General features: G+C 69.3%; 28 protein-coding genes. 15 read left to right on the forward strand and 13 right to left on the reverse strand.

Features of this window, described 5'->3' with window-relative positions; genetic code table 11:
- Positions 1–181: 181 nt before the first annotated feature.
- The 4 genes from TA3x_RS04165 to TA3x_RS04180 all read left to right on the forward strand — a co-directional run bounded on the left by TA3x_RS04165 (position 182) and on the right by TA3x_RS04180 (position 3,198).
- Positions 182–565, forward strand: a complete 384-nt coding sequence (locus tag TA3x_RS04165; RefSeq protein ID WP_435018846.1) for a hypothetical protein — start codon at positions 182–184, stop codon at positions 563–565.
- Between the two features lie 61 nt (positions 566–626).
- Positions 627–1,553 (forward strand): DUF1559 domain-containing protein, encoded by a 927-nt coding sequence (locus TA3x_RS04170; protein ID WP_435018847.1) that lies wholly within the window; start codon positions 627–629, stop codon positions 1,551–1,553.
- A complete protein-coding gene (locus TA3x_RS04175) occupies positions 1,550–1,828 on the forward strand; it encodes a PepSY domain-containing protein (protein ID WP_435018848.1) in 279 nt (92 codons plus the stop codon). Before TA3x_RS04170 ends, TA3x_RS04175 begins: the two co-directional genes overlap by 4 nt.
- Positions 1,829–1,998: 170 nt before the next feature.
- Complete coding sequence (locus TA3x_RS04180) at positions 1,999–3,198, forward strand: hypothetical protein (protein WP_435018849.1); 1,200 nt, start codon at positions 1,999–2,001, stop codon at positions 3,196–3,198.
- 27 nt (positions 3,199–3,225) lie between these two features.
- Here TA3x_RS04180 and TA3x_RS04185 read toward each other — a convergent pair whose 3' ends face one another.
- Both TA3x_RS04185 and TA3x_RS04190 read right to left on the reverse strand, forming a co-directional pair.
- Positions 3,226–3,390, reverse strand: coding sequence for a hypothetical protein (locus tag TA3x_RS04185; RefSeq protein ID WP_435018850.1), 165 nt, complete (start codon positions 3,388–3,390; stop codon positions 3,226–3,228).
- 55 nt (positions 3,391–3,445) lie between these two features.
- Entirely contained in the window at positions 3,446–4,567 is a 1,122-nt protein-coding gene (locus TA3x_RS04190; protein ID WP_435018851.1) for a DUF1559 domain-containing protein, read from the reverse strand.
- A gap of 441 nt (positions 4,568–5,008) precedes the next feature.
- On the opposite strand from TA3x_RS04190, the gene TA3x_RS04195 reads away from it, so the two are divergent.
- Both TA3x_RS04195 and rdgB read left to right on the forward strand, forming a co-directional pair.
- The gene (locus TA3x_RS04195; protein WP_435018852.1) at positions 5,009–6,172 is read left to right on the forward strand and encodes a hypothetical protein; all 1,164 of its coding nucleotides are present in this window, start codon (positions 5,009–5,011) and stop codon (positions 6,170–6,172) included.
- A gap of 38 nt (positions 6,173–6,210) precedes the next feature.
- Positions 6,211–6,864, forward strand: a complete 654-nt coding sequence (rdgB, locus tag TA3x_RS04200; protein ID WP_435018853.1) for an RdgB/HAM1 family non-canonical purine NTP pyrophosphatase — start codon at positions 6,211–6,213, stop codon at positions 6,862–6,864.
- 121 nt (positions 6,865–6,985) lie between these two features.
- Here rdgB and TA3x_RS04205 read toward each other — a convergent pair whose 3' ends face one another.
- Positions 6,986–9,241, reverse strand: a complete 2,256-nt coding sequence (locus TA3x_RS04205; RefSeq protein ID WP_435018854.1) for a hypothetical protein — start codon at positions 9,239–9,241, stop codon at positions 6,986–6,988.
- A 367-nt stretch (positions 9,242–9,608) separates the two neighbouring features.
- Between TA3x_RS04205 and TA3x_RS04210 the strand changes: the two genes are divergently transcribed.
- Entirely contained in the window at positions 9,609–10,937 is a 1,329-nt protein-coding gene (locus TA3x_RS04210) for a Gfo/Idh/MocA family protein (RefSeq protein ID WP_435018855.1), read from the forward strand.
- 41 nt (positions 10,938–10,978) lie between these two features.
- Here TA3x_RS04210 and TA3x_RS04215 read toward each other — a convergent pair whose 3' ends face one another.
- Positions 10,979–11,875, reverse strand: a complete 897-nt coding sequence (locus TA3x_RS04215) for a YfaP family protein (protein ID WP_435018856.1) — start codon at positions 11,873–11,875, stop codon at positions 10,979–10,981.
- 194 nt (positions 11,876–12,069) lie between these two features.
- On the opposite strand from TA3x_RS04215, the gene larB reads away from it, so the two are divergent.
- The 3 genes from larB (at position 12,070) to TA3x_RS04230 (ending at position 14,386) form a co-directional block, all read left to right on the forward strand.
- Positions 12,070–12,900, forward strand: coding sequence for a nickel pincer cofactor biosynthesis protein LarB (gene larB / locus TA3x_RS04220; protein WP_435018857.1), 831 nt, complete (start codon positions 12,070–12,072; stop codon positions 12,898–12,900).
- Positions 12,890–13,762 (forward strand): NAD(P)H-hydrate dehydratase, encoded by an 873-nt coding sequence (locus TA3x_RS04225; protein WP_435018858.1) that lies wholly within the window; start codon positions 12,890–12,892, stop codon positions 13,760–13,762. Before larB ends, TA3x_RS04225 begins: the two co-directional genes overlap by 11 nt.
- Before the next feature lie 162 nt (positions 13,763–13,924).
- Complete coding sequence (locus TA3x_RS04230) at positions 13,925–14,386, forward strand: hypothetical protein (RefSeq protein WP_435018859.1); 462 nt, start codon at positions 13,925–13,927, stop codon at positions 14,384–14,386.
- Between the two features lie 27 nt (positions 14,387–14,413).
- On the opposite strand, the gene argJ is transcribed toward TA3x_RS04230, so the two are convergent.
- Positions 14,414–15,613: a bifunctional glutamate N-acetyltransferase/amino-acid acetyltransferase ArgJ gene (gene argJ, locus TA3x_RS04235; protein ID WP_435018860.1), complete on the reverse strand. Its 1,200-nt coding sequence runs from the start codon at positions 15,611–15,613 to the stop codon at positions 14,414–14,416.
- A gap of 239 nt (positions 15,614–15,852) precedes the next feature.
- Between argJ and TA3x_RS04240 the strand changes: the two genes are divergently transcribed.
- Both TA3x_RS04240 and TA3x_RS04245 read left to right on the forward strand, forming a co-directional pair.
- A complete protein-coding gene (locus TA3x_RS04240) occupies positions 15,853–16,062 on the forward strand; it encodes a hypothetical protein (RefSeq protein WP_435018861.1) in 210 nt (69 codons plus the stop codon).
- 236 nt (positions 16,063–16,298) lie between these two features.
- Positions 16,299–16,715, forward strand: a complete 417-nt coding sequence (locus tag TA3x_RS04245; RefSeq protein ID WP_435018862.1) for an HU family DNA-binding protein — start codon at positions 16,299–16,301, stop codon at positions 16,713–16,715.
- Positions 16,716–16,794: 79 nt separating this feature from the next.
- On the opposite strand, the gene TA3x_RS04250 is transcribed toward TA3x_RS04245, so the two are convergent.
- The 3 genes from TA3x_RS04250 to TA3x_RS04260 all read right to left on the reverse strand — a co-directional run bounded on the left by TA3x_RS04250 (position 16,795) and on the right by TA3x_RS04260 (position 19,635).
- Positions 16,795–18,516, reverse strand: coding sequence for a M3 family oligoendopeptidase (locus tag TA3x_RS04250; RefSeq protein ID WP_435018863.1), 1,722 nt, complete (start codon positions 18,514–18,516; stop codon positions 16,795–16,797).
- A 125-nt stretch (positions 18,517–18,641) separates the two neighbouring features.
- The gene (locus tag TA3x_RS04255; protein WP_435018864.1) at positions 18,642–19,253 is read right to left on the reverse strand and encodes a hypothetical protein; all 612 of its coding nucleotides are present in this window, start codon (positions 19,251–19,253) and stop codon (positions 18,642–18,644) included.
- Between the two features lie 82 nt (positions 19,254–19,335).
- Positions 19,336–19,635 (reverse strand): hypothetical protein, encoded by a 300-nt coding sequence (locus TA3x_RS04260; RefSeq protein ID WP_435018865.1) that lies wholly within the window; start codon positions 19,633–19,635, stop codon positions 19,336–19,338.
- Positions 19,636–19,778: 143 nt separating this feature from the next.
- Between TA3x_RS04260 and TA3x_RS04265 the strand changes: the two genes are divergently transcribed.
- Complete coding sequence (locus tag TA3x_RS04265) at positions 19,779–20,252, forward strand: hypothetical protein (RefSeq protein WP_435018866.1); 474 nt, start codon at positions 19,779–19,781, stop codon at positions 20,250–20,252.
- 59 nt (positions 20,253–20,311) lie between these two features.
- Positions 20,312–21,163, forward strand: coding sequence for a phytanoyl-CoA dioxygenase family protein (locus TA3x_RS04270; RefSeq protein WP_435018867.1), 852 nt, complete (start codon positions 20,312–20,314; stop codon positions 21,161–21,163).
- Between the two features lie 76 nt (positions 21,164–21,239).
- Here the strand turns inward: TA3x_RS04270 and TA3x_RS04275 are convergent, their stop codons facing one another.
- From TA3x_RS04275 to TA3x_RS04290, 4 genes are all read right to left on the reverse strand, one after another.
- Positions 21,240–21,578 carry a hypothetical protein gene (locus TA3x_RS04275; protein ID WP_435018868.1) on the reverse strand — a complete coding sequence of 113 codons (339 nt, stop codon included), beginning with the start codon at positions 21,576–21,578 and terminating at the stop codon, positions 21,240–21,242.
- Positions 21,575–21,958, reverse strand: coding sequence for a HEPN domain-containing protein (locus TA3x_RS04280; RefSeq protein WP_435022285.1), 384 nt, complete (start codon positions 21,956–21,958; stop codon positions 21,575–21,577). Before TA3x_RS04280 ends, TA3x_RS04275 begins: the two co-directional genes overlap by 4 nt.
- Before the next feature lie 204 nt (positions 21,959–22,162).
- Positions 22,163–22,705 (reverse strand): cysteine hydrolase family protein, encoded by a 543-nt coding sequence (locus tag TA3x_RS04285; protein WP_435022287.1) that lies wholly within the window; start codon positions 22,703–22,705, stop codon positions 22,163–22,165.
- A 127-nt stretch (positions 22,706–22,832) separates the two neighbouring features.
- The gene (locus tag TA3x_RS04290) at positions 22,833–23,537 is read right to left on the reverse strand and encodes a hypothetical protein (RefSeq protein WP_435018869.1); all 705 of its coding nucleotides are present in this window, start codon (positions 23,535–23,537) and stop codon (positions 22,833–22,835) included.
- 297 nt (positions 23,538–23,834) lie between these two features.
- On the opposite strand from TA3x_RS04290, the gene TA3x_RS04295 reads away from it, so the two are divergent.
- Positions 23,835–24,926 carry a hypothetical protein gene (locus TA3x_RS04295; protein ID WP_435018870.1) on the forward strand — a complete coding sequence of 364 codons (1,092 nt, stop codon included), beginning with the start codon at positions 23,835–23,837 and terminating at the stop codon, positions 24,924–24,926.
- Positions 24,927–25,086: 160 nt separating this feature from the next.
- On the opposite strand, the gene TA3x_RS04300 is transcribed toward TA3x_RS04295, so the two are convergent.
- A complete protein-coding gene (locus tag TA3x_RS04300; RefSeq protein WP_435018871.1) occupies positions 25,087–25,332 on the reverse strand; it encodes a hypothetical protein in 246 nt (81 codons plus the stop codon).
- Positions 25,333–25,471: the final 139 nt, after the last annotated feature.

Raw genomic sequence — 25,471 nt, forward strand, 5'->3', positions numbered from 1 at the left:
GCGGGACGGCCCGGAGTAACCCATCATCATCATACCGATGCGGGCCCGGGGCCTGTCCAGTTCAATCGTCCTGCGCGGTCCCGTGCATCTACGAAATTCGGAGCACGACGGTTCGCTCGGATTTCGGAACGAACCCGCACGGCTTGACCGGCGACGGCCCATTCTCCTACAAGAGAATGGGTTGGCGGCAGGATCCGGGGCCGAGGGGCGAAGCGACGTGTTCCGCGTGATGTCCCTGCTCAGCCTGATCGCCTGCCTGGCCGGGACGCCCTTGCGGCAGGCCGAGGCCGCCCACGACCTGGCCCGCTCGATCGACGAGCTGGGCGAAGGGGCCCTCGTCGAGGAGGTCGACGGGGGCGTCGGCGACGACGCGAACGTCGCCTTGAAGGCTTGCATTTCCGAAGCCCCGACCGCCGACCTCGGCGGGCCGGGAGGTTGGGCCCTGGCGATCCCGCCTGACTTCGGCGTCGCCGGGACGGCCCGGGCCGGCGCCGTCGAGGTCGTACCTCGTACCCCTGCCGATCAGGGGGATCGGCTCGCCTGGTCGCGGCGTTTCCGGTGTTGAGTCGGGACTGACACTCGTTCCGAGTCCGTCAGCCTCCCCATCCCTTCACCGGAGATCCCCCATGCCCCGAGCCGCCCCGTCGCGCGCGTGCCGCGCCTTCACGCTCATCGAATTGCTGGTCGTCATCGCCATCATCGCCATCCTGGTCGGGCTGCTCCTGCCGGCCGTGCAGGGGGCCCGCGAGGCGGCCCGGCGTGCCCAATGCACCAACAACCTCAAGCAGATCGGGCTCGCCCTGGCCTCTTATGAGTCGGGCACGAAGGTACTGCCCCCGGGCTACCTGTCCGGGTTCGACGCCGCGGGGGTCGATACCGGTCCCGGCTGGGGTTGGGCCTCGATGATGCTCCCCCAGATCGAGCAGACGCCCCTGTTCGCCGCGATCAACTTCAACCTCGGGGTGGAATCCGCCGCGAACCGCACCGCGCGATCGCCCCGGATCGCCGCGTTCCTCTGCCCATCGGGCACGGTCCGGCCCGCCTGGGGGGCGTATTCCCGCGACGACAGCGGCAAGCCGACCGGTCTGATCTGCGAGGTCGCGCCCGGCAACTATGTCGGCGTGGCCGGCACCAGCGACCCCGGGGTCGACGGGGACGGGCTGTTCTTCCGCAACAGCGTGATCGCGCTGCGGGACATCGCCGATGGCACGTCGCAGACGATCGCCGTGGGGGAACGGTCGCACCGGCTGGGCGAGGCCACCTGGACCGGCTCGGTCACCGGCGCCGTGCTGTTCCCGCAGGACGACGACGGCGTGGGCTACCCGCGTGCCGAGGGGAGCCCGGGGATGATCCTCGGCCACGTCGGCGGACGCTTCGGCCCCGGAGACCCCCGGGGCGAGGTCAATCAGTTCTACGGCCTCCACCCGAGCGGCGGGGCCCACTTCTCGTTCGCGGACGGCCACGTCGCCTACCTCCGTTCCACGATGAGCATCAAGACCATCCGGGCCCTCGCAACGCGGGCTTCGGGCGAGGTCATCTCGGGAGATCTATGATGCGCGCCGTCCTCCAATCCTTCGTGATCGCCGCCGGCCTTGCCCTCTGCGGCTGCGGGGGCACGCCGATGAGCGACCCGATCGTGCCCCTGGATCAGGTACCGGCCCCGATCCTGACCAAGGCCCGCGAGGCCCTGCCCGGCTACACTTTCGACACCGCCTATCTGATGAACATCGATGGCAAGGCCGCTTACGAGATCCGGGGCAAGAACAAGCAGGGCAAGGTCCGGGAGGTGGAAATCGCCTCCGACGGGACGGTCCTGGGGATCGAGTGATGGGGCGGTTTGGTCAAGGATTCCGAAGGGGATGACGATACCGGTTGGGAGGGTCCTATCGATTCGGCCCGAAGCCGGTCCGAAGCCCGAGACGAACCGAAGGCCAAGCCATGCCGGTCATCCCAGGTCGAACCGATTCGCCTCGACCGGGCCCATGTGCCCGGTCGATCGTGGCGATTCTCTGCCTGGCCTCCGCCGGATGCGTGGGGCCGGCGGCCGTCCGGTCGACGCGGTTGCGGTACAACGAGGTGATCCGCGCGACCAACGACGAGCAGCTCCTGACCAACCTGGTCCGGCTCCGCTACGCCGACTCGCCGGTGTTCATCGACCTGCCCAACATCACCAGCCAGTTCGAGGTGTCCGGCACGGGCAACTACAACGGGGGCTACGGCCTCCAGTTCCCGGGCCGGACCAGCCTGGGGACGGGCGAGATCACCATCCGGGATACCCCGACCCTGAGCTATCACCCGCGCCAGGGGCGGGAGATCGCCAAGGCGCTGCTGGATCCCCTGTCGGCCGACCTCCTGAGCGTGGTGAACGCCGGCGCGCGGCTCGACCAGCTGTTCTGGCTGGCCCTGAACGACATCAACGACGTCCAGAACGCGGCGCAGGCCACGGTGCTGATCCCGCGCGTGCCCGACCGGAACGATCGGTTCCGCCGCGGCATCCAGCTCCTGGCCGAGATCGACGATCGCGGGGGCGCCGAGATCGGCTTCGCCACCAGCGAGGAGGGCGACGAGACCTCCGACCCGATCCCGATCGAACAGGTCGGGGCGCAGGACCTGATGGGCGCGGCCAAGGATGGCTACGTCTTCCGGGCTCGGGGCGACCGGATGGCCTTGCTCAAGCGAGACCGGCAGCTGACCCTCAAGATCCGGGCCCCGTTCCGGGACTCGCCGGAGATGGCCGAGCTCGCCGAGATCTTCAACCTCACGCCCGGCTTGGGCCGCTACAAGATCAAGTCGGAGCTGCAACCCGGGGCCGAAAGCTCGCCGCTGGAGGCGTTGCCGGTCGAGGACACGATCTACCTGAACCTCCGCTCGGTGCTCCAGATCATGACCTTCCTGTCCAAGGGGGTCTGCGTCCCGGAGGAGCACGCCCGCGACGGCACCGCCCCGATGACCCCGGACATCGACGGCCGCCCGTTCGACTGGACCTCGGTCACGGCGGGCCAGTTCTTCGTCGCCTCGCAGAAGCGACGCCCCGCCGACGCCGAGGTGGCCATCCAGTACCGTGGCTACTGGTTCTACATCCCCCGCCAGGACGTCAATTCGCGGTCGGTCCTGGCCGTCCTGGAGATCATCTTCTCACTCCAGGAGTCGGACGAGAAGGCCGCGGGCCCGGTGCTGACCCTGCCCACGGGGGGCTGAGCCGGCGCCAGGCCCGACGGCCGCGACTCATTTGGCCTTGGCCTTGGGATCCGGGCCCATGTCGGGCGTGGGGTTGACGGGGACCTGATTGGCGTCCGAGGGGATGCCCGATTCGATCCCGGTGGCCGGGCCGCACCCGGCGACCGGGGCGAGGGCGGTGAGGACGATCAGGCCGAGCAGGAGGCGTTGCATCGCGTGGGCTCCGGGGTCGTAGGGATGTCCTGGAAGGGTGGAGGCGTGGCCCGGCTCAGTAGGCGTCGGCGCTGATAACTTCGCCGCCGTTCCGGGTGCCCAGGCCCCACCAGGTCTGCTGCGAGACCGTGTCCTTGATGAATTTCACCGAACCGTCGGCCATGCACATGTTCACGCCGCCGGGGTGGTTGCTCGTCGGCGGGACGATGCCCAATGCCCCGCCGAGCCCGGCGCCATAGGTCCCCTTGCCGGAGCCCTGGTCGCAAGAGATCGAGTTGGGGGTGCCGTGGTGATTGTAGCGGTTGAACGCGAGGGCCCAGGGATGGGCGATGATCCAGATCTGCCCGTTCCGATAGGATGAGACGGAGGCGGTGCTGGCCGGCAGGGCCTTGCACGCGGCCACCGCGGCGATGGCGGCCGCCGTGTTGCCCGTGTTCAGGGTCGCCGCCGAGACGGTGAAGGGGAACATCGCCCGCTTCCCGTTGGCCCTGTCCCCCAGGAGGACGGACGGGTTGCCGGTGACCCCGATGAGCTTCTCGCTGAACATCCCGGTGTTGCTCGTCCCGTCGGTCACCGCCTCGATGCCGATCGCCGAGGTCTGGACGACGGTATCGCCCCAGTTCGGGCTGATGATCGTCCCGGACATCGACGAGATGGCGGCCGGGCCGCCGAAGTTGCCCGCGTAGCTGAGTGCAGCATAGGGGGGCTGGGGACGGCCGCTGGCGCTGTCGGAAGGGCAGAGCAGCGAGGCGATCTGGTTGTAGGAGACGGTCGAATTGGTGGCCGTGGATCCGGCGCCGTCGATGTACGTGAAGCAGAAATTCCAGGCGTTGTAGACCGGCATCTGCTCCAGGAACGGCAGGATCCCGATCGTCCAGCCGAACGTGTAGGAGTTGGCGCCGTTGGCCTGGACGCCGGTGGACGTCTTCTGGTTCGTGGCCGCGGGATACATGTCCCCGAGCGGGAAGACGTTGTTCTGCGAGATGTAGTTGTGGGCGGCCAGTCCCAGCTGCTTCAGGTTGTTGGTGCACTGGGCCCGGCGGGCGGCCTCGCGCGCCGCCTGCACGGCCGGCAGCAGCAGGGCGATCAGGACCGCGATGATCGCGATCACCACCAGCAGTTCGATCAGGGTGAACCCGCGGCGACCCGGCCGCGAGTCGATTCGTGACGATCTCATGTCTTCACTCAAAATAATGTGGACCTATTTCTGTGTAACTCCGGGGGGGGGATGGTGTAGCCTGGTCCTCGGTGGGTCCCGCTTGCGCGGTGGAGGACGAAGATGATCGCTATGTGGGGATGGAGATGATCTCATCATAGCCAGATCACCCCGGGCGGTTCAACAATCTGTCCCGGTCGGTTGAGGATTCGATGAATTCGTTCGTTGAGATTTCGCAGCGCGGCCGGCCCCGGATCGGGCGTCGAATGCGAACCCGGCCCTCCGGCCCGGATGGTGGGCTGGCGGGGCGGAATCGGGCTGGGCACGTTTTCGGCGATTTGCTAATGTCCGGCCCTCGCGTCGCCGACGCGTGGGACCACGATGGGACCGCGCCGCGACCGGATTGATTCGATGGACGGGATGAGGATCATCCCGCGAACCCGACAAGGATGGGGGATCGCCATGAGAACGCGAATCGCTTTCGCCTCGGCCATCGTCGCCGCCGGCTCGCTGATGCCCGCCGCCGCCCACGGGCAGCTTTCCGGGCTGCTGTCCGGCCGCAAGGCCGCCGCCCCGGCGGCCGCCCCCGCCGCGGCCCCTGCCCCCGCCGCGGCGCCCCGGTCCGATAAGCAGGTCTTCAAGGCGAACGACGAGATCCCCGCCCCGTCGGTGGACGAGGACGACAAGCTGGCGGTGCCCCTGCCCACCGTGCCGATCGAGCCCTACCTGCTGACCAAGGACGCCGGGCCGTTCATGGTCCTGGCCTATACCTTCCGCGGCCCCGACGCCCCGCGCAAGGCGCTGGCGGTCGTCCTGGAACTGCGGACCAAGCACAACCTGCCGGCCTACGTGCTGCTGTCCAAGGACTTCCCGGGGCGGAGCAACATCCGCAACGTCCCGCCCACGGCGCCGCTGGCGCAGAAGGTGCCGGCCGTCGGCATGCCCGAGGCCATCCGCACCCTGGACGAGGCCGCCGTCATGGTCGGCAACGAGAAGACGGTGAAGGATTCGACCGAGCTGATGAAGAAGGTCAAGGGGCTCCGCCTCGCCTGCTTCCAGGGCGGATCGCGCCACAACCCGTTCCGCCAGGGCCGCGAGCTGTCGCGGGCGATCCGCACCACCAACCCGTTCGTCCCGGCCGAGCTGCTGTTCGCCCAGAAGCCCGACGTGATGCTGGGCCAGATGAACGGCGGCCCGAACACCATCCTGAACTGCCCGGGGCGGTACTCGCTCCAGATCGCCGAATTCACCGGCCGGTCGACCATGGACCCGGAGCACGCCGATTGGTTCAAGAATAACCTCGCGCTCAAGAAGAGCCCGCTTCAGACCGCCGCCGACGACGCCGAGGAACTCGCCGCGGTCCTGAACAAGGACGCCGAGGTCCAGAAGGCGGGCGCCCGGGCCTATGTCTACCACGACCGCTTCGCCAGCCGGGTCATGATCGGCGCCTTCCAGAGCCCGACCGACCCCGCCGCCAGGCAGGTCCACGGCCACATCCTGCGGATCGCCACCGACCTGAACAATCGGGGCGTGACCAAAGCGTTCATCGTGCCGGCCACCAACCTGACCGACCTCGCGCCGATCAAGTCGTCGATCCAGCAGGGCAGCTCGATGCGGGCCAACTGAGGCCCGATCGCACCCCGCACCGCCCGGACCACCCGCCCATGAGCCGCACCGACGAGATCCCCCTGGTCCTCGCCACGAGGAATCGCAAGAAGGGCCGCGAGCTGGCCCAGCTGGTCGCGCCGCCGTGGGAGGCCAACCCGCGGCTGGCGCGCCTCGACGTCCGGACCCTGGACGATCGCCCCGACCTCCCCGACGTGGTCGAGGACGCCGACACCTTCGCCGGCAACGCCCGCAAGAAGGCGTCGGAGATCGCCCGGGCCCTCGGCCTGTGGGCCCTGGCCGACGATTCGGGGCTGGCCGTCGACGCCCTCGGCGGCGCACCGGGGGTCTACTCGGCCCGGTATGCCGGCGAGCCGGCCGACGATGAGCGGAACAACGACAAGCTGCTGGCCGCCCTGGATGGCGTGCCCGACGACCGGCGGGGCGCCGCGTTCCATTGCGTGCTGGCCCTGGCCGACCCGGCCGGGTCGATCGTCCTGGAAGCCTCCGGGGCCTGCCGGGGGCGGATCATCGCCGAGAGGCGGGGCCCGGGCGGGTTCGGTTACGACCCCCTGTTCCTGATCCCCGAGTATCACAGGACGTTCGGCGAGCTGGGCGCGCTGGCCAAGCACCAGCTCAGCCACCGCGCCCGGGCGTTCGCCCGGCTCCGCCCGGCCCTCGACCGCCTGATCGCGTCGGGCGCGATGGGCTGACCCGGCCGGCGGCCCGGCTTCGAAAAAGGGAACGGCCGCCCCTCATCCGTTGAAGGGCGGCCGGTTCGGTTTGGAGGCATGGATCCCGGCTCATCCTCGAGCCGTTTCGACGGTCCGGGGCTCAGCGGAACATGCGGCCGAGCAGCGGGTGGCGGGCGTCGGCGGTCCCCATGGGGATCATCGGCGTCTGCGGGGCGGCCAGGACCGTCTGCGGGGTCGGCTGGACGCCCTGGGCCGAGGCCATCACGACCGGGACCCGGACGCAGACCTCGACGGGCACCTGGCGGACGATGGTGCGGGGCTCGCAGACCGTCTTGCACTCGGTGACGCGGCGGGTGACCGTGACCGGCTCGCAGATGGTTGTCGTGACCGGCACCTGGCGGCAGACCGTCTCGCAGACCTTCTTGACGCACTGGATCGTCTGCATCTCGCAGACCGTCTCGGGCACGCACCGGGTGCGGACCTCGCTGACCGTCTCGCACACCGTCTCGCAGACCTTCTTGACGCACGGCTCATAGACCATGCGGCAGGTGGAGACGGGGACCTGGCAGGTCTTGGTCTCGCTCACGATCCGGCAGGTGGTGACGGGGACCTGCTTGACGCACTGCTCGCTGACCATCCGGCAGGTGGTGAAGGGGACCCGCTTGAAGGCGGTCTCCTTGACCATCCGGGTGACCGTGCAGGGCACCTGCTTGACGGCGGTTTCCTTGACCATCCGGGTGACGGTGTAGGGGACCTGCTTGAAGGCGGTCTCCTTCACCATGTCGGTGACCACGTAGGGCTCCTGGCGGCACTGGGTCCGGTTGACCATCCGGGTGACGGTGGTCGGGACCTGGCGGGTCGCCTGGCGGGGCTGCATCGTGCAGAACGTGTAGGGCACGCTCTTGGTGCAGGTCTCCTGGACCATCCGGCAGGTGGTCACCGGGACCATCTTGACCTGCTCCGAGGTGACCATCTCGCAGACCGTGTCGGCGACCTGCTTGACGTGGGTCTCCTGGACCATCCGGCAGGTGGTGATCGGGACCTGCTTGACGCACTCCTGCTGCACCATCCGGCAGGTGGTCACCGGGATCTGCTTGGTGACCGTGTAGGGCACCTTGCGGCAGACGGTGGTCGGGACCGACTTGGTGACCGTCTGCTTCTCGTAGACCGTCTCGGCGACGTTCTCGATCACGGCTTCCTTGACCCACTTCTTCTCGCAAACGTAGGTGCCGGGGCACTGGTAGACGCACCCGTCCTTGCAGATGGTCTTGCCCGGGACGTAGACCTGCTGGGTGACCCAGCGGCCCTTCTCCTTGCAGACCTGCTTGCAGACCGTCCGGGGGACGCAGATCGTCTCGGTGACTTCCTGGCAGGAGGTCTCGGTGACCGTGCGGTAGCAGGTCTCCGTCACCGTCTGGTAGGTCGTCTCCTGGATCGGCTTGCAGACCGTGTAGCGGCACTCGCGGATCGAGGTCTCCTGGACCGGGCGGCAGGTCGTGTAGGGCACGTCCCGCATGACCGTCCGGCGGACCGGGGTCTGCACCGTGTAGCGGCATTCCTTCATCACGGTCTCGCGGACCGGGCGGCTCACCGTGTAGGCGACCTGCTTGTAGGCGCACTGCTTGACCGGCACCATCTGGGTGTAGGTCTCGCACTGCATGACCGTCTGCTGGACCGGGACCTGCACCGTGTAGGGGACGCTGCGGTAGGCGGTCCGCTGGACCGGCCTGCAGACCGTGTAGCACACGTTCTTGTAGGCCGTCTCGGACACCGGGCGGCAGACCGTGTACGGGACGGTCTTCAGGATCGTCTCGGACACCGGGCGGCAGACCGTGTAGGCGACGTCCTTGTAGGAGGTCTCCTTGACCGGGCGATTCACGGTGTAGACGTGGGTACGGATCGAGGTCTCCTTGACCGGGCGGTTCACCTGGTAGGAGCGGGTCTCGAAGTGGGTCTCACGCACCGGGCGGGCCACGGTGTAGGTCACGTCCTTCCAGATCGTCCGCGATACCGGCCGGTTGACCGTGTATTGCTCCTGACGCATCACCGTCCGGTAGGTCGGCTTCTGGACCGTGTACGGGACCTCGCGGATGCGATTCTCGGCCACCGTCTTGACCGTGGTGATGGTCTTGGGCTGGAGGATCGTCTCGCAGATCTCCCGCTCATAGGTGACGGGCCTGGACTCGTAGATGGTCTCGCACACCTGACGCATGACCGTCTGGCGCTGGAGTTGATATTGAACCGGCGGGTCGCAAGCCTGCGACGAGGGGAGGACCTGATGCGAGGCACCGCCAGCATAGCTGGCCGCCTCCGCCGGAGTTGCGGTCGCCAACAGGCCCGCGACGCAGGCCATGAGCGCGACCGAGAGAAGTTTTCGCATTGTCAGACGCTCCACGACAACACTCCCGACCGTCATCCTTCTGTTGGACCCATGCGGCAAGCTCCGCTCGCCTTCGGGGCCCCCAAACACTGTGGTAATCGTTCGGCCTTCTCCGACCCGGAGCTTCAGGGTCTTTCTCCAAATTGCCTAGCAAACCAAAGTCGCCAGGAGTTGCCTCTTGCCCACATGTTACGCCCGTTACATCCTGCCCCTAAACCTTCACGCGACCCGCAAGGATTACGGTATCGGCGAGATCGCGATAACCCTTATATTTACCGGCTTTACGGCCTCCTCCGCGTCGGCTGGTCCGCTTGCGAGGGCGGATCGTAGGGGCTAAGCTGATGGTTCACCGCCAGTCCTAACCCACCAGGAGTGCCACCCCATGACCAACCCCGCACCGATCTCCCGCCGTGGCTTCCTGGGCACGTCCGCCGCGGCCACGGCCGGCCTCGCGGCCGGCACCTTCGCCAGGGCCGCCGGGGCCAATGACCGACTGAATGTCGCCGTGGTCGGCGTCGGCGTCCGCGGAGCCCAGCTCCTTAACCCCCTGCTCGGCTGGTCGAGCAAGAACGAGCACAACGTCCGCGTGACGCGGATCGGCGAGATCTACACCAAGAGGCTCGACCGGGGCCTCGGCCTGGTCGAGAAGGCCGGGGGCAAGGCCGAGGGAGCCCGCGACTATCGCCAGATCCTCGACGACAAGGATGTCGACCTCGTGGTCGTCGCCACCCCCGACCACTGGCACCACAAGATCGCCTCGGAGGCGCTCCGCGCCGGCAAGCACGTCTACTGCGAGAAGCCGATGTGCCACACGATCGACCAGGCCAAGGACCTGGTCAAGGTCGTCGCGGAGACCGGCAAGAAGCTGCAAGTCGGCGTCCAGGGGACCAGCCTGGGCGTGGCCGACAAGATCCGCGAGCACATCCAGCAGAACGGCATCGGCAAGGTCGTCCTGGCCCAGTCCAGCCTGACCCGCAACAATACCGCCGGCCAGTGGCGCGACTATGGCGAGTACGACGTCGACGCCAAGCCCGGCCCGGACCTCGACTGGGACCAGTTCCTCGGCCACAAGTACGGCCTGGCCCCGAAGCGCGACTGGCACGCCCCGCGCTACTTCCAGTTCCGCTGCTACTGGGACTACTCCGGCGGCGTCGCCACCGACCTGTTCTTCCACCAGATGTCGTTCCTGGCCAAGGCGATGGGCGTCGGACTGCCCAAGCAGGTGGTCTCGGCCGGCGGGATCTACTGCTTCGGCAAGGACTCGACCACGCCCCAGGGCTTCCCGGACGACCGCGAGAACCCCGACCTGTTCAACATGTTCATCGACTACCCCGACGGGCCGACCGTCACCCTGCTCGGCTCGCAGGTCAATGACACGGCGCTGACCGAGCTGATCGGCGGCCACGACGCCACCATCGTCGTCGACCGCAAGACCGACTCCGCCAAGGTCATCCCCCAGGCCTCGATCGGCCGGCTCAAGGAGACGATCACCCTGAAGGGCGAGGGCGCCGCCAGCGAGCGCAACCACTTCCTCAACCTGTTCGCCGCGATCCGCGACGGCGCCACGCTCAACTGCCCGGTCGAACTCGGGTACAAGGTCAACGTGGCCATCGCGATGGGCGTCATGGCCTACCGCCAGCGCACCGCGATCGCCTGGGACCCCAAGACCGAAACCGCGATCCCCGCCCACACCCTCGCCAGCGAGGCCTGATCGCTCCGGGGGTCGGGGGAATCCCCCCGATCCCCATCAATTCACTTCGAAGAGTCCTCCGACGAGGCCGGCCCGACCTTGAGCGTGTAGGTTTGGCTGCGTCCGAACGGCTTGTTGAGCTTCCCGCTCTCGATGGTGGTCTTGCCGCCGTGCTTGATCCGGACCTTCCATCGGGTCGGGGTGGGGACGCCTCTGTTGCCGCCGTAGTAGTGGACGTGCCAGCGATACTCGCCGGGCGGGCCGGGGCCGGGCGCGGCGACGCCGTCGGGGGAGCTGATCAGCCAGTAGATGTTCTCGGGGCCGTAGCCGTCGACGTTGTCGACGTCGAGTTCGCCGCCGAGCCGGCCCTTGCGGGAGTTCCAGTAGATCTCCGAGCCGCCCGGCTCGAAGACGTGGAGGTCGAGGTCGGCCACCGAATCCCAAAGGAGGGTGAACTGGGGGTCGCCCACCTTGACCGCGACGCCCCGGATATTCTCGCCACCGTTGCCGAACCGGGCTAGGCCGAAGCCGTCCCCCTGCCCCGCGCCGGGGTTGTCCGACTTGCCGGTGAAGCCGGCCATCGGGTCCGGCGTGATGTCGGACGCCTTCAATGAAGTGATCGAGGTGTCCGGGCTGCTGGACAGCTCGGGCGGGGGCAAGGGCGTATCGAGCCCGCCCAGGCTGGACATCCCATATTCGGAGCCCAGCTCGGTGCCGGCCAGCCGGGTATCGAAGGTCTTGACGCCGGTCGGGGGCGGGGTGAAGTACCAGAGCCCCAGGATCAGCAGGAGCAGCGCATGCGCCGCGATCGACCAGCCCCACCCCTGCCACTCCCAGGGGGAGATCCGGCGGACGTCGTCCTCGACCTCGGGCGAGGTCCGGACTCGGACCAGGGGCCTTTTCGGACGCCCCACCGGGACGCCCTTGGGCGCGGATGGGTTCCCCGGCTGGATGGCCATCGAGATCTCCCCGCGAAATGGACCGGACCGATCCTCAGGCATCACACATCCCCTTGCAAATTTCTTACCACACTCTTGATACGCATCGGAAGGGCGGAGCGATCGGTTGCGATCTTTGTCGCGACGGGGTACAACTTTGGGGCGAGGGGTGGCAAGGTCGCGGGGATTCCCCGCGCAGCGAGGGGCGCCGGCCGATGGATGCTTTCGAGTTGACGCGGTTGTTCGAGGCGGTCCGCCTCGGGGAGATCTCCCCGGATCAGGCCGCCCGGAAGGTGCAGACGGCGCCCATCGAAGAGGCCGGCGATTTCGCCGCGGTCGATCTCCATCGCGCCGTCCGCTGCGGCTCGCCCGAGGTGATCTTCGGCCAGGGCAAGACGACCGAGCAGATCGTCCGGATCCTGGAGACCCTGGTCCGCCACGAACGCGGCGGGCTCGTCACCCGGGTCGACCCCGAGGTCGGCGCCCAGCTCCGCCGGGCCTTCCCCACCGGCGAATACCACCCGCTGGGCCGGACCTTCCGGATCAAGGGGGACGCGGACCCGGGCCCCAAGCTGGGCAAGGTCGTGGTGGTGACGGCCGGGACCAGCGACCTGCCCGTGGCCGAGGAGGCCCGGGTCTCCGCCGAGGCCTGGAATGTCGAGGTCGGCCTGATCGCCGACGTCGGCGTCGCCGGGATCCATCGCCTGCTCCGCCGCCTGCCCGACCTGGAAGGGGCGGATTGCCTGGTGGTGGTCGCCGGCATGGAAGGGGCCCTGCCCTCCGCCGTGGGCGGGCTGACCGACTGCCCGGTCATCGCCGTGCCCACCAGCGTCGGCTACGGCGCCAGCTTCGGGGGCATCGCCGCCCTGCTCGGCATGCTGAATAGTTGTGCTTCCAACGTGGTCGTGGTGAACATCGACGCGGGGTTCAACGGGGGACACATCGCCGGGCTGATCGCGCGACGGGCCGGCCAGGCCCGCGCGGGGGCGGCATCGGCGAAGGCGGATCGCCCCGCCCCGGGAGAAAGAACTGAACATGGCGCTTGAGCGGATCGAGAAACTTCCCCGGCTGGCCGAGCGGCCGGCGGACGCCCACAAGGGGATGTTCGGGACCGTGTTGGCCCTGGCCGGGGGCCGCGGTTCGGCCGGGGCCGCCGCCCTGCTCGGCGCCGGGGCCCTGCGCTCGGGCGCGGGCCTGGTGCGGGTCGCCTGCCCGGAAGAAGTGCAGCCCACGGTGGCCAGCTTCGAACCGTCCTACATGACCTACCCGGTCCCCAACGACCCCGAGGGGCTCGCCTGCCTGGCCGGCTCCCGCAAGGTCCTCGAACGGTTCCTGCCCCAGGCCGACGTCCTGGCGATGGGACCCGGGCTGGGCCAGTCGGCCGACCTCCGCGAGCTGGTCCGCTGGGTGGTCGAGTCGGTCGAGATCCCCACGGTCCTGGACGCCGATGCCATCAATAACCTGGCCGGGCAGACCGAGGTCCTGGGCAAGCTCAGGCGGCCGATCATCATCACCCCCCACCCGGGCGAGTTCTCGCGCCTGACCGGCCGGCCCACCGCCGAGATCCAGGCCGACCGCGAGACCCACGCCTCGGCGATGGCCCAGCACGCCGACGGCCTGATCGTCGTCCTCAAGGGGACCCAGACGATCGTGACCGACGGACGCCGGATCTACGTCAACACCACCGGCAACCCCGGGATGGCCACCGGCGGGGCGGGCGACGTCCTGACCGGGGTGATCTCCGCCCTGATCGGCCAGGACCTGTCGCCGTTCGACGCCGCGTGCCTGGGGGTCTACGCCCACGGCCTGGCCGGCGACATCGCCCGCGACAACAACGGCACGGTCGGCCTGATCGCCGGCGACATCGTCGACGCCCTGGCCGATGCTTTCCAGCATCTCGCCCCCTGAGCGATCGGCCCCGACGCGCGTCCGGGCAGGCTGGCCTGTCCGGATGTGTCAAATTCGGGTAGACTGGGCCGTCGCGCCGCTCGGGAGACGACGTCGCCAGCCACGAAGGAGGTCGGGGTGCCATCGCACGACAATTCGCCGTCTGCCTCATGGACCTACCGCATGGAGGTCTCTCCCACCGGCCAGCCGGCCTCACCGGTCCCGCCCGGCACCAACGACCCCGTCGCCCTGCTCCACGCCCTGGTGACGCTCCAGTCGCAGACCCTGGACACCCAGCGGCAGATCCTCGACGCCCAGCGCCAGCAGCTCGAACTGGCCCGCGAGGCGGCCCAGTTCAACCGCGACCAGAGGGCCCGCCAGGTGGCCGAGCTGGAACGGTGGCAGCAGGGCCATGAGGGCGTCCTCGACCATTGCCGGGACTCCCTGGGCCAGCTCGAACAGGTCCACGCCGCCCTCATGGGCGAGCTGGCGACCTACGTCGACGAGAACCACGAGAACCTCGTGGAGGGCGACTTCGCCCTGAGCGACTTCGTCGACCGCTTCGGCCCCCGCCTGGCCCATCTCAACACGATGCTCGCGGTGCTCCGCCCGCTGGCGGCCGCCTCCCGCAAGCCCGAGGCCTGACGCCCCGGGCGCGGGCCGTCTTGCCGGTCAGGTCGTGTAGTCGGCGTTGAGCCGGACGTACTCGGCGGTCAGGTCGCAGGTCCAGAACCGGATCTTGCCGTCGCCGTGGGTCAGCACGAGCCGGATGTGGGTCTCGCGCTCGGCACGGAGGTCGGCCGAGACCTTGGCGGCGTCGAAGGCCTGGGGCACGCCCGCCTCATAGAGCAGGACGCCGTTGAGCCAGAGCGACAGCTCGCGCTCCTCGAAGACGACCCCGGAGTAGCCGGCGGCCGAGACGATGCGACCCCAGTTCGGGTCGGCGCCGTGGATGGCGGTCTTCACCAGGGGGCTGTCGGCGACCGCCCGCGCGATGGTCCGGGCCTCGTCGCGGCTGCGCGCCCCTTCCACGTCGATGGTGATCCGGTGGGTCGCCCCCTCGCCGTCGTCGGGGATCATCCGCGCCAGGTCCATGCACGCCGACCGGACCATCCCGGCGAACTCCGCCAGGTCCGGCCCGGCCAGCCGGCCGGCGCGGCGGCCGTTGGCCAGGATCAGCACCGTGTCGTTGGTGCTGGTGTGCCCCTCCACCGAGATGCAGTTGAACGACTCCTCGACGGCATCGCGGAGGATCCGCTGGAGGTCGTCCGGCGCCACCTCGGCATCGGTGAGGAAGAAGCCGAGCATCGTGGCCATCCGGGGACCGATCATCGCGGCCCCCTTGGCCAGGCCCAGCAGGGTCACCGGGCGGCCGCCGATGTCCCGGGCCATCGAGACGACCTTGGGCCGGGTGTCGGTGGTCAGGATCGCCAGCGAGGCGTCGCGGAAGCCCGACGGGTCGGCGGTGGTCGAGCCGATGGCGGCGGCCACCCCGGCCTTGACCCGATCCATCGGCAGCTGGTGTCCGATCACGCCCGTGGATGCGACGAGGACCTGCTCCGGGCGGCAGCCGAGGTGCCGGGCGGCCTCCTCGGCGGTGGCGCGGGCCGAGGCCTCCCCCTGGGCGCCGGTGGCGGCGTTGGCGTTGCCGGCGTTGACCACCACCGCCCGCACGTCCGCGGACGGCACGAGCGCCCGGTCCCACAGCACGGGGGCGGCCGCGACCCGGTTGGTGGTGAAGGTCCCCGCGGCGGCGCACGGCCCGTCGGCCACCAGCACCGCCAGGTCGAGGCCGCCCGAGGGCTTGATCCCCGCCCGGACGGCCGAGGCGCTGAAGCCGGGGGGGATCGTCGGGTCGTCGGTTGCGCTCATGTCTGCGGGCCTCGGGTCGGGTCGGGTCGGGGATCGGGGGTTGGCGTGCGCCTCGGTCATGATACGGATTCGCTGCGTCCGGGCAAGGTTCGCCGCTGCGCTGGCGGGAAATCGCGGCCCTTGCCGGCGAGACGCCCCAGGGTCGCCGAATTGGGACTAGGGTTCTGACGCGAGACGATCACGACACGGCGACACCCGGGCCCGCCCGACGAGGGGCCGGCCCGGCGGGGGCGAGAACCATGCGGATTCCGGGGCGGACCAGCAGCCCGACGATCCTGCTGAGGATCACCGACGGGAGCGTGCACATGCATCGTTCGTTCGATGACTTCAAGGAGGCCCAGCGCAGCGCCGAGGCATTCGCCGGGGCGGGCTTCGCGGTGGCGATGATCTCGGCCACGGGCCGCTTCCTCCAGGCCTTCGAGCCGAAGCCGTCGCGCGCCATGGTGTGAGGAAGTGCGGAAAAGCCCGAGTTTTCCGGGGGTTTTCGGGCGGGCGGCGTTGCGGATGGCGGAAAAACCGGGCATTATCGCCAAGAACCGGGCCGAGCCGCGATTTTTCCTGTATGTTTCCCGCGTCTCCGTCGAAAAACTCGGCAGGAACCTCGGTATTCGGCCCCGTCGGGGCGGCCGGAACCGTCGGGTTCACCGAGCATCATGCGACCCCTCATAAGGAGGGAACCAGACCCATGGCCAAGAAAGCCGCCCCCAAGCCAGCCGAAGCGAAGCCCGAGCCGAAGGCCCCCGAGGCCAAGGCCGCCCCGAAGAAGGGGGCCAAGGCCGCCCCCGCCCCCGCCCCCCCCAAGAAGGCCGCCACCAAGGTCGAGATCTTCACCCGCCTGTCGGAGCGCACCGGCATCCCCAAGAAGGACATCTCCAGCGTCTTCGACGCGATGGGCGAGGAGATCGCCAAGGACCTGGGCAAGAAGGGACCCGGCCTGTTCGTGATCCCCGGCCTGCTGAAGCTCAAGCTCGTCCGCAAGGAGGCGACCAAGGAGAAGCAGGGGATCAACCCGTTCACCAAGGAGCCGATGACGGTCAAGGCCAAGCCGGCCCGCAACGTCGTCAAGGCCGTCCCGCTCAAGGCGCTCAAGGACATCGTCTGAGCCCGTCGAGCGAACCAGCCCCGGCCGCCGGGGCGGGGGCCCTCCCCCCGCCCCGGATCGCCTGACCTGCCGCCCCGATTCAGGGGCCGAGCTGATCCAGCTCCGCGCCGATGGCCGCCATCAGGGGGGCCAGGCTCTTCTCGGTGAATTCGAACCTCGCCCCGGCCGCCTCGAACAGCTCGGGCAGGGGTTTCGCCCCGCCGATCGCCAGCGCCCGGCGATAGGCCGCCACCGCCGCGACGCGGTCCTTCAGGCTCGCCATCCAGACCTGCAACGCCCCGAGCTGGGCGATCCCGTACTCGATGTAATAGAACGGGTAGAGGAAGATGTGCAACTGGCGATGCCAGCCGTTGGCGCGGGCCTCCTCGTAGCCCGACCAGTCCACATCACCGCCGAACCGGTCCAGCAGGGCGTTCCAGGCCGCCCGGCGCTCGTCGCGGGTGTGGCCGGGGTGGTCGTAGACCCAGTGCTGGAAGGCGTCCACCGTGGCGATCCAGGGCAGGATCGTGACGATCCCCTCCAGGAGCTGGCGGTAGGAGCGGTTGGCGTCCTCCTCGGCGTAGAACATCGCCAGGTTGCGGGCCCCCAGCAGTTCCATCGACATCGAGGCGACCTCGCAGAACTCGATCGGGCTCTCGCGATACGCGGCCAGCGGCTCGCCCCGGCTGGCCAGCGCGTGGAAGGCGTGCCCCCCCTCGTGGAGCAGGGTCCGCACGTCGCCGTCGACGCCCACCGCGTTCATGAAGATGAACGGGAGGCGGTCGTCCTCCAGGGTCGTCTGATACCCGCCCGGGGCCTTCCCCTTGCGGTTGGCCAGGTCCAGCAGCCCGTGTTCGCGGAGGTAGGCGAACTGCCCGCCCAGCTCGGGGTCGACGTCCGAGAAGATCGCCTCGGCCCCGACGGCCAGGGCATCGACCTCGGCGAACGGGCGGAGCGGCGGCCGGCCCAGGGGGTCCACGGACAGGTCCCAGGGGCGGAGCCGGTCCACGCCGAGCGCCTTCCGGCGGTCGTCCTGGATCTTCCGGGCCAGGGGGACGACCACCTTCTCGATGGCATCCTGGAACGCCACCGCCTCGGCCACGCCGTAGTCGAACCGCTCGCGGACGCGATAGGCGTAGGGGACGAAGCCGGGGAAGCCGGCCTCCCGCGCGATCTCCTGCCGCAGGGCGATCATCCGGTCGAACAGGTCATCCAGGGTGTCGCGATCGACGAGCCGGCGGGCCGCGACCAGTTCCCAGGCGGACTGGCGCAGGGCCCGGTCGGTCTCCTCCAGGAACGGCGACATCTGCGACGGGGTGCGCTCCTGCCCCTGGAAGGTGACCGTCATCGCCCCGACGACCTTCTGATACTGCTGTTCCAGCTCGGCCAGCTCGGTCTCGCGGGGGATGTTGGCCTCGCGGAACAGGGTCCGCCGGTTCTCCTGGGCGCGGTCGAAGACGTGGAAGCGGTCCTTCGGCAGACCCGCCCGGTGCGGCGAGTCGAGGTAGCGGGAGCGCAGCTCGTTCTGGATCGGCTTGAGGAGCGGCTCGATGTCGCGGACGAAGGCGAGGTAGGCGGCCTCGCGGTCGGGGTCGTCGGTCTGGCAGGTCATGGCGACGTAGCGCCGGACCCCTTCCTGCGACACGGCCCCGTTCAACTCGCCGAGGTCGAACAGCCAGGCTTCGAGGTCCTCGGTCGAATCGATCGGCCGCTCCAGGAGGCGGCGATACCAGGGCTCGATCTGGTCCCAGGTCTTGAATTCGGCGTCGGCCGCGAGCCAGCGATGCGGGAAGACTTCGGGCACATAGGTGGCGGCGGGCATGGCGATGGTCCTGGTGGCGGATCGTGGTCGCCCCGATCCCTCGGGCGGCCCCCACCCTACCGCGACGGCCCTCGGTCTGGCCAGCCGGATCGCCGCGACCCGGCCGCCTCGCCCGGGCCGATCGCTCATCGGCCCTCGACGATGGCGTTGAAGACCAGGACCGCGAACCCGAGCCCGAGCAGGATCAGCAGGGCGACCAGCAGGACCGACCCGCCCAGGGCGGCGATCGAGGCGACTTCGAGCGCCTGGGCGGCCCGCCCGTCCCGATTCTCCGACCGCCGGCGGTACGACGACGACAGCCGGTTCAGGACGATCGCGCCGGCGATCATCGAGACGACCAGGACCAACGAGGCGACGACCAGCAGGCCGACCTCGACGGGAGATCCGCGCGACGCGCTGAGGAGATAGCGGAAATAGCCGAACATCGCCGCGGCGCAGAGGTTGAGCCCGAGCAGGTGGCCGGTCTTCCACCTGACCTTCTGGGGCTTCACCCGCGTGACCAGGCTCCGGTGCCAGTCCCGATCCTTGGCCGACAGGGCGGCCACGTTCAGGCGGGTGTTCGGCTTCGGGGGCGGGGGGCCGGACAGCGGGCCCACCCAGGTGATCCCATCCCCCTGGGACGCGGCGTGCCGACGCCGGCCGGCGCCATGTCCCGGCGGCCCGGCCGGCTCATCCCGGCCCGATCCGGGCTGTGGCCCGCTCTCCAGCCATTCGATCTCGTCGCCCGTAGCATCCACGCGACTCCCCTCCCTGGAGGCCAGCCGTACGACGTCGCATCGAAAGGAGTCGCGGGTCCGACCCTCGCCCGCCGGCCCCGGCTCAGGGGACCGCCCAGTCCACGCCGAGGGCCGCGGCGAAGAACAGCCCGACGATCAGCGCGGATCCCACCGCCAGGACCACGGCGGTGGCGACCGCGGCCTCCAGGTGGGCGGCCACGCCCCGGGCCTCGCCCAGCGCGGCCACGGTCTGGAACAGGGCCAGGCTGATAGTCAGCCCGGCCGCCGTGATCGCGGCGCCGGCGACGAAGACGATCACCGCGACGCGCCCGACCTCATCCCGGGCAATGCCCATGACGACCCCGAGGACCAGCACCAGGAAGACCCACGTCGCCAGCCGCATCGACCCTCCCCGACGACCGACCGCCCCGACCGGGGCACGATCTCCGATGGGTCCGATTATCGGCGACCCAACCGGCCGCGTCCATCAGGAATCCGCGCCGATCCCCGCGATTTGCGTCCCGGGAGGCGGGTGCGGTAGGATCCATGCACGACGATGCCACGCCCGCCGATCTCCGCCCGGAAAGGTCCACCGCCTTGGCCTCGCCCAGCTCGCGCCCCTCGGACCCGGAATTCGACCCGCCGATGATCGCCTGGCCCGCCGAATCGGAGCTGGAACGGTTCCGCAAGGTGGTCGTCAACCCGTTCCTGGCGGTGCTGGGGCTGGTCGCCTGGGTCCTGGGGATGCGGGCCGTCTCCTCCGAATGGCGGCCGTCGCTGGCCGTCCTGGGCACGTCGTTGCTGGCGGGGATGCCCTACCTGATCCACTATCACTGCCTCGACTGCGGCCGGACCGGCGTCCTGCTCCGGTGCAAGTGGCACGCCTGCTCGGGGGTGGTGGCCCGGTGGCGGATGGCCCGGCGCGTCCGGTTCGGCTGGCCCCGGCCGCGCACCCAGGTGCTCGTGTGGACCTGCCTGCTCGTGTCGGCCGCGGTCTTGATCGGGATCGCCGGACTCTGAATGATGGGTCCGATCCCATCGCGCCGAACCCGACCCCGATCCGAACCCGGAGCACCGCCATGCGTCCCGGCCCCCTCTCGCCCGACCAGCTGGCCCGGTATGAACGCGACGGCTACCTGCTCGTCCCCGCCCTGTTCGACGCCGACGAGGCGTCGCTCCTGGTCCGATCGGCCCGCGAGGACCGGGCGCTCGACCAGCACTCGTTCGGCAGGGCCGACGGCGAGGGGGGCCGGGTCCGGCTCTCGCTCTGGAACCACCCCGGCGACGGCATCTACGGGATGTTCGCCCGCTGCCGCCGGGTGGTCGACGCCTGCGAGCAGATCCTCGACGACGAGGTCTACCACTACCATTCCAAGATGATCATGAAAGACGCCCTGGTGGGCGGGGCCTGGGCCTGGCACCAGGACTACGGGTACTGGTACCAGAACGGCGTCCTGTTCCCCGACCTCGTCAGCGTGTTCATCGCGGCCGACCCCTGCACCCGCCAGAACGGCTGCCTGCAGGTCATCCCCGGCTCGCACCGGCTGGGCCGGATCGAGCACGTCCTGACCGGCGACCAAGCCGGCGCCGACGCCGAGCGAGTCGAGCACGTCCTGACGCGCCTGCCCCTGGTCCACGTCGAGATGAACCCCGGCGACGCCCTGTTCTTCCACCCCAACACCCTGCACCGCTCCGACCGCAACGCCTCGCCCGACCCTCGCTGGAGCCTGATCTGCTGCTACAACGCCCGGCACAACGACCCCTACAAGGACTCCCACCACCCCCGCTACACGCCCCTGGACAAGGTCGACGACGCCCAGATCCGCGAGGTCGGCATCAAGCGCTTCGCCGATGACTCCGCCGACGTCGCCTGGCTCGACCCCGCCGAGGACACCAGCGGCCAATCCCTGGCCGCCGGCAAGCAGGAGTAGGCCGGGTCTGGACCCAGCGATGGAATTGGCGATGAGATCGGAGCTGGGTCCGGACGAAGCAAACGTCACCGACGTTTTACAGCATCGAAGGGCTCGGGTCGTCGAATTCGGCGTTGAGCATGAATTCGCGGAAGGTTTCGGGGCGTTTGTCCAGTTCCGAAGGTGCGAAGCAGAAGATCGTCACGATGTCGCGCTGGATCGTTTCGGGCAGGTGGGCGATCTGAGCCTCCACCTGTAAGTCACGCTCATCGCGGGGCACGCCCTCGAATCGAGGGTCGATGACCCGGACCCGGATCGAGGCGGCGTTATAACGATACGAATCCACCTGATCGAAGTGTTGCCTCAGAAGCCCCTCGACCTGACGCGTCTCTTCCGTCCGTTTCGCTTCCCAGGCAGGGTGGATGGCGATCGTCATCGGATTTGTCCTCCAACCCATTCGCAGATTGACTTCGCGGTCTTGAGGAGAGCCCGCGTTTCTCCGGTATCAAGTCGCCCGGTTTCGTATCGGAGACTCGTGTCCCAATCGAATCGCCTCATCCGTCCCGCCAGTTCGGGCGTGAGCGTGATGCCGAGTTCTCGCAGCCTGCCGAGAAGGACTTCCTTGCGGTGCGCCGCGATCCCTCGCGTCAGTCGATAAAGGGTCTCCGGTCGGTCGGCCTCGGGCGTCTTTTCCAGGATGAGTGCCTTGAGGGCACACTCTACGGCATATCCACCGATGTATTGAGCTTCCAGGTTGATCCGTAGCGTCTCGAAGATCGCTTCGGCCGCGGAAAGCCGTTGGAGTGCGGCCTTCAGGAAATCCCGGGCGTTCGCAGGTTGCCTCGCAGACTCGCCAGTCGACCGATCGACCCGCCCTCCCGATTCTCACCGATGGGGGATTTGATGGCAATCCGCGGGCCCGATCGCGGCAGTCCGGCGTCGCCGATCCGGCCCGAAACGCCTACCGTAGAAAATCGGGCGGCGGGCCCGCAGGCCATCGGGTAGCCGGCCTGCCCCCAGTCAGAGTCCTCCCAGCCAGGTCGAGGTCGGCAGAACTTCGCTCAAAAGCATCTGCTGGGCGCAGAGGATGGATCGGTGCAGTTCCTCCGCCGTCACCGCGCCGGCCGAATTCGAGAGCGGCAACGTCCCGGTGGCGTCGCTGAGGAACTCCACGCCGAAGCCCCGGTGGACGGCCTCGCGCGCGGTCGTGTCGCAGCACATGTGCGTCATGTAGCCGGCGATCGTGACGGTGTCGATGCCCTGCTCCCTCAGCCAGGCTTCGAGCGGGGTGTTGGTGAAGCTGCCGGGCAACGTCTTCTCGACCAGGAAGTCCCGGGGCCGGGCGGCCACCTCGGGATGCAGTTCCCAGCCGGGGGTGCCCTTCTGGAAGAACGGCTTGTCGGGCTGCGGGAAGTGGTGCTGCACCACGACCGTCGGGATCCGACCCGCGGCGGCGTCCATCACCTTGAGGATCTGGTCGAGGTGGCCCGCCGGGTGGGTGATCGGCAGGGCGCCGGTGAAGTACTCGTTCTGCACGTCGATGACCAGCAGCGCTCGGCCCATCATCCCTCTCCTTGAAACGGCGTCCGGCCCGCCGGTTCTCGCCGGCGGTGGCCAGTCTATCCTTCGGTGCTCGCGCGGTGAAGTGGCGATCGGGCCGCGGATTTCCGCGCGAGGAGGCCCGGGAGGATCACTCCGGGATCCGGCACAGGCCGCACCTGCGGTAGGGGATCCGCTCGGGGGGGACGATCTCGATCGGGAGGTGGGAGAGACCCAGCCGGGGGAAGAGCGCCTCGGCGCCGGTGCCCTCCTGCGGGAAGGGGCTGCGGAGGTGGACCTCCCGGGCGATGTGGCGCGAGGCGGGCTTGCCGATGCGGATCAGCGGATAGTTGTCGCGGCCGAACTCGGGGTCGACCGCGGCGACGGCGTGGATGCAGTCGCTGATCGTCAGGTCCAGGCGCGTGCTGATGGCCCGATATTCGATCGCCCCGCTCTCCAGGGACGACCGGACGGCGAGCGAGCGGTCATACCCCCTGCGGCCGATCTCGAAGGGCCCCCAGGCCGTGATCGACTCCCCCTGGGCCGTGACCGCGGCGATCGAGGCCTCCAGGTCGAGGTTGACGCCCGGCTCGGGCCGGGCCGCCCAGACCCGCACCTCCAGCGTGGCGGGCAGCCAGCTGATCGTATGCACCTCGGCCGGGTCGGTCGCCGGATTCCCCTCCCCGGCCACCCGGACGAAGGTCGCCCAGGTATGGGTGTATCGCAGGCGTTTGGGTTGCGACTGCGAACCGAAGATGATCACGAAATAGCGTTCGCCGCCGCGGGCCGCCGAGGCCGCCCAGGACATGCCGATCGCCAGGATCAGCGCCGCCCGCATCGCCCGAGGCCCGATCATGTTCGCAGCTCCGTCCGCCAATCCGAGCCGTCGCCGGGGGCCACGCCCGGATCCTCGCCCCCGCGAGTATGCCCGATCCCCCGGCCCCCGGCGGATCTTCTCCCCCCCTGGGAGGGGATTTCGATCGGCCTTTGCGATCCATCCCGATCGTAGCGTGGGCCCGGCCCCGAAGATTCCGCCGACCCCGGCCGGGCAAAATCCCGGCCGATCGGGAAAAACTCGGCTTAAGGACGTTCGACGCAACGATAGTGTAGGCGCGTCCATTCGTCGCGTCGCCACACCGATCGAGCCCCCATCATGGCCGTCAGCCAGAAACAACTCGAAGCGAACCGAAACAACGCGCGCCGGAGCACCGGCCCGAAGACGCCCGAGGGGCGGGCCCGATCGCGTGCCAACGCCTTGAAGCACGGCTTCTGTTCCGAGGTGGTCCAGGTCCCCGAGGATGCGGAGGCGGTCCGGGCCCGGGCCGGCCTCTACCTCCAGTCGCTCAAGCCGCAGAACTACTTCCACGCCTGGGTCGTCGAGGAGGTCGCGGTGCTGACGATCCGGATCGACCGGATCGGACGAGTCGAACGCCGCGAGCGCGACCGGATCTCGCTCCGGGCCGAACGGTTCTGGGACGACGATCGCCGGGCCGAGGCCGAGGCCCTGGGGGCCCGGATCGCGGACGACCCGGCCCACGTCGGCAACACCCTGCGCGCGACCCTGCATGGCTGCGAGTGGCTGATGACGCGATGGGCCCTGCTGGCCCGCGAGGCCGATCGCGAGGGCGGATGGGACGCCTCCCACACCGCGATGGCGTTCGACCTGCTCGGCGCTCCTCGATCGTTCCGACGCGGCCGGCCGGGCGAGACGATCGGCCTGGATGGCCGCGTGGAGGGGACGCCCCCGACGCCCGGGGATCTCGCCCGACAGCAGGTCGCACTGCTCCAGGAACGGATGGCCGAGGTGGCCGACGCCGACCAGCTCGACCGGGCCATGGCCGAGGCCGACCTCGGCGAACTGGCCCAGGGCGGCACGCCGGAGCTGCGCCGGCTCCGCCGTTACGAAACGACCCTGTACCGGCGGCTCCGCTGGTGCATGGACCAGCTCCAGAAGGTCCCCGGCTTCCTCCGGCCCCACCCCGACCTCGAAACCTACCTCCAGGCCGGGCCCGAAGTTGAATCGGAACCAGGACCGGAGCCGGTGCCGGCGGCCCCCACCACCGAAGTTCCCGCCGCCGAAGCCATCCCGCCAGCCCCAGATTCCTCGGTGCCCAAGCCGGAACCGGCCCCGCCCGGCATCACCCCGGTGCCCACGCCCCGGGCACGGCGTCGCGACCCACGCGTCCTGCTGGCCGAGGCGAGGAAGGAAGCGAGACGCGCCGGCGAGTCCCGAAGATCCGCCTGACGCCGGGCGGTGACGTTCGACTCATCCCGTCCCGATCGGGCCCGGCCCCGTCGCGCCCTCGCTCCGGAGACGCGAACAGGACCACCCCCGGCGGGCCGCAGCCCGAGGGGAATGGCCCCGGTTCGTCGGATCTCGAAGGTTCCGATTCGTCAGCCTCGGTTCACTTGCCGAACATCTTGGCCACGATGAAGATCACGATCGCGCCCATGATCCCGCCGCCGAACAGCATGTAGAGGATGGAGTACTGGATCGCGCCCACCAGGAACGGCATCTGTTCGATCGCGGCCATGGCTTTCACCCGCTTCTCAGGTCGTTTCGCTTTCGCCCACCGGTACACACCGATTCGAGCAACGATGTGAGTCCCAGAAGCAAAGCCCATGCCGCCTTTCTCGCGGCGAGCATTCATTCGCCAAATTCCCGGCCTTGCCCGGTTTACGACCGGCGGCGGAACGAAGCCATCCGGCGATCCCGGGAGGAACCGATCGGCGAACCTTGGCCCTTGGCGGGCCACGGTTTATGATGGGAGGCTCACTGGTCCCTTCCCG

Origin of the sequence: Tundrisphaera macrotermitis, assembly GCF_051175315.1 — a bacterium.
Lineage (GTDB): Bacteria > Planctomycetota > Planctomycetia > Isosphaerales > Isosphaeraceae > Tundrisphaera.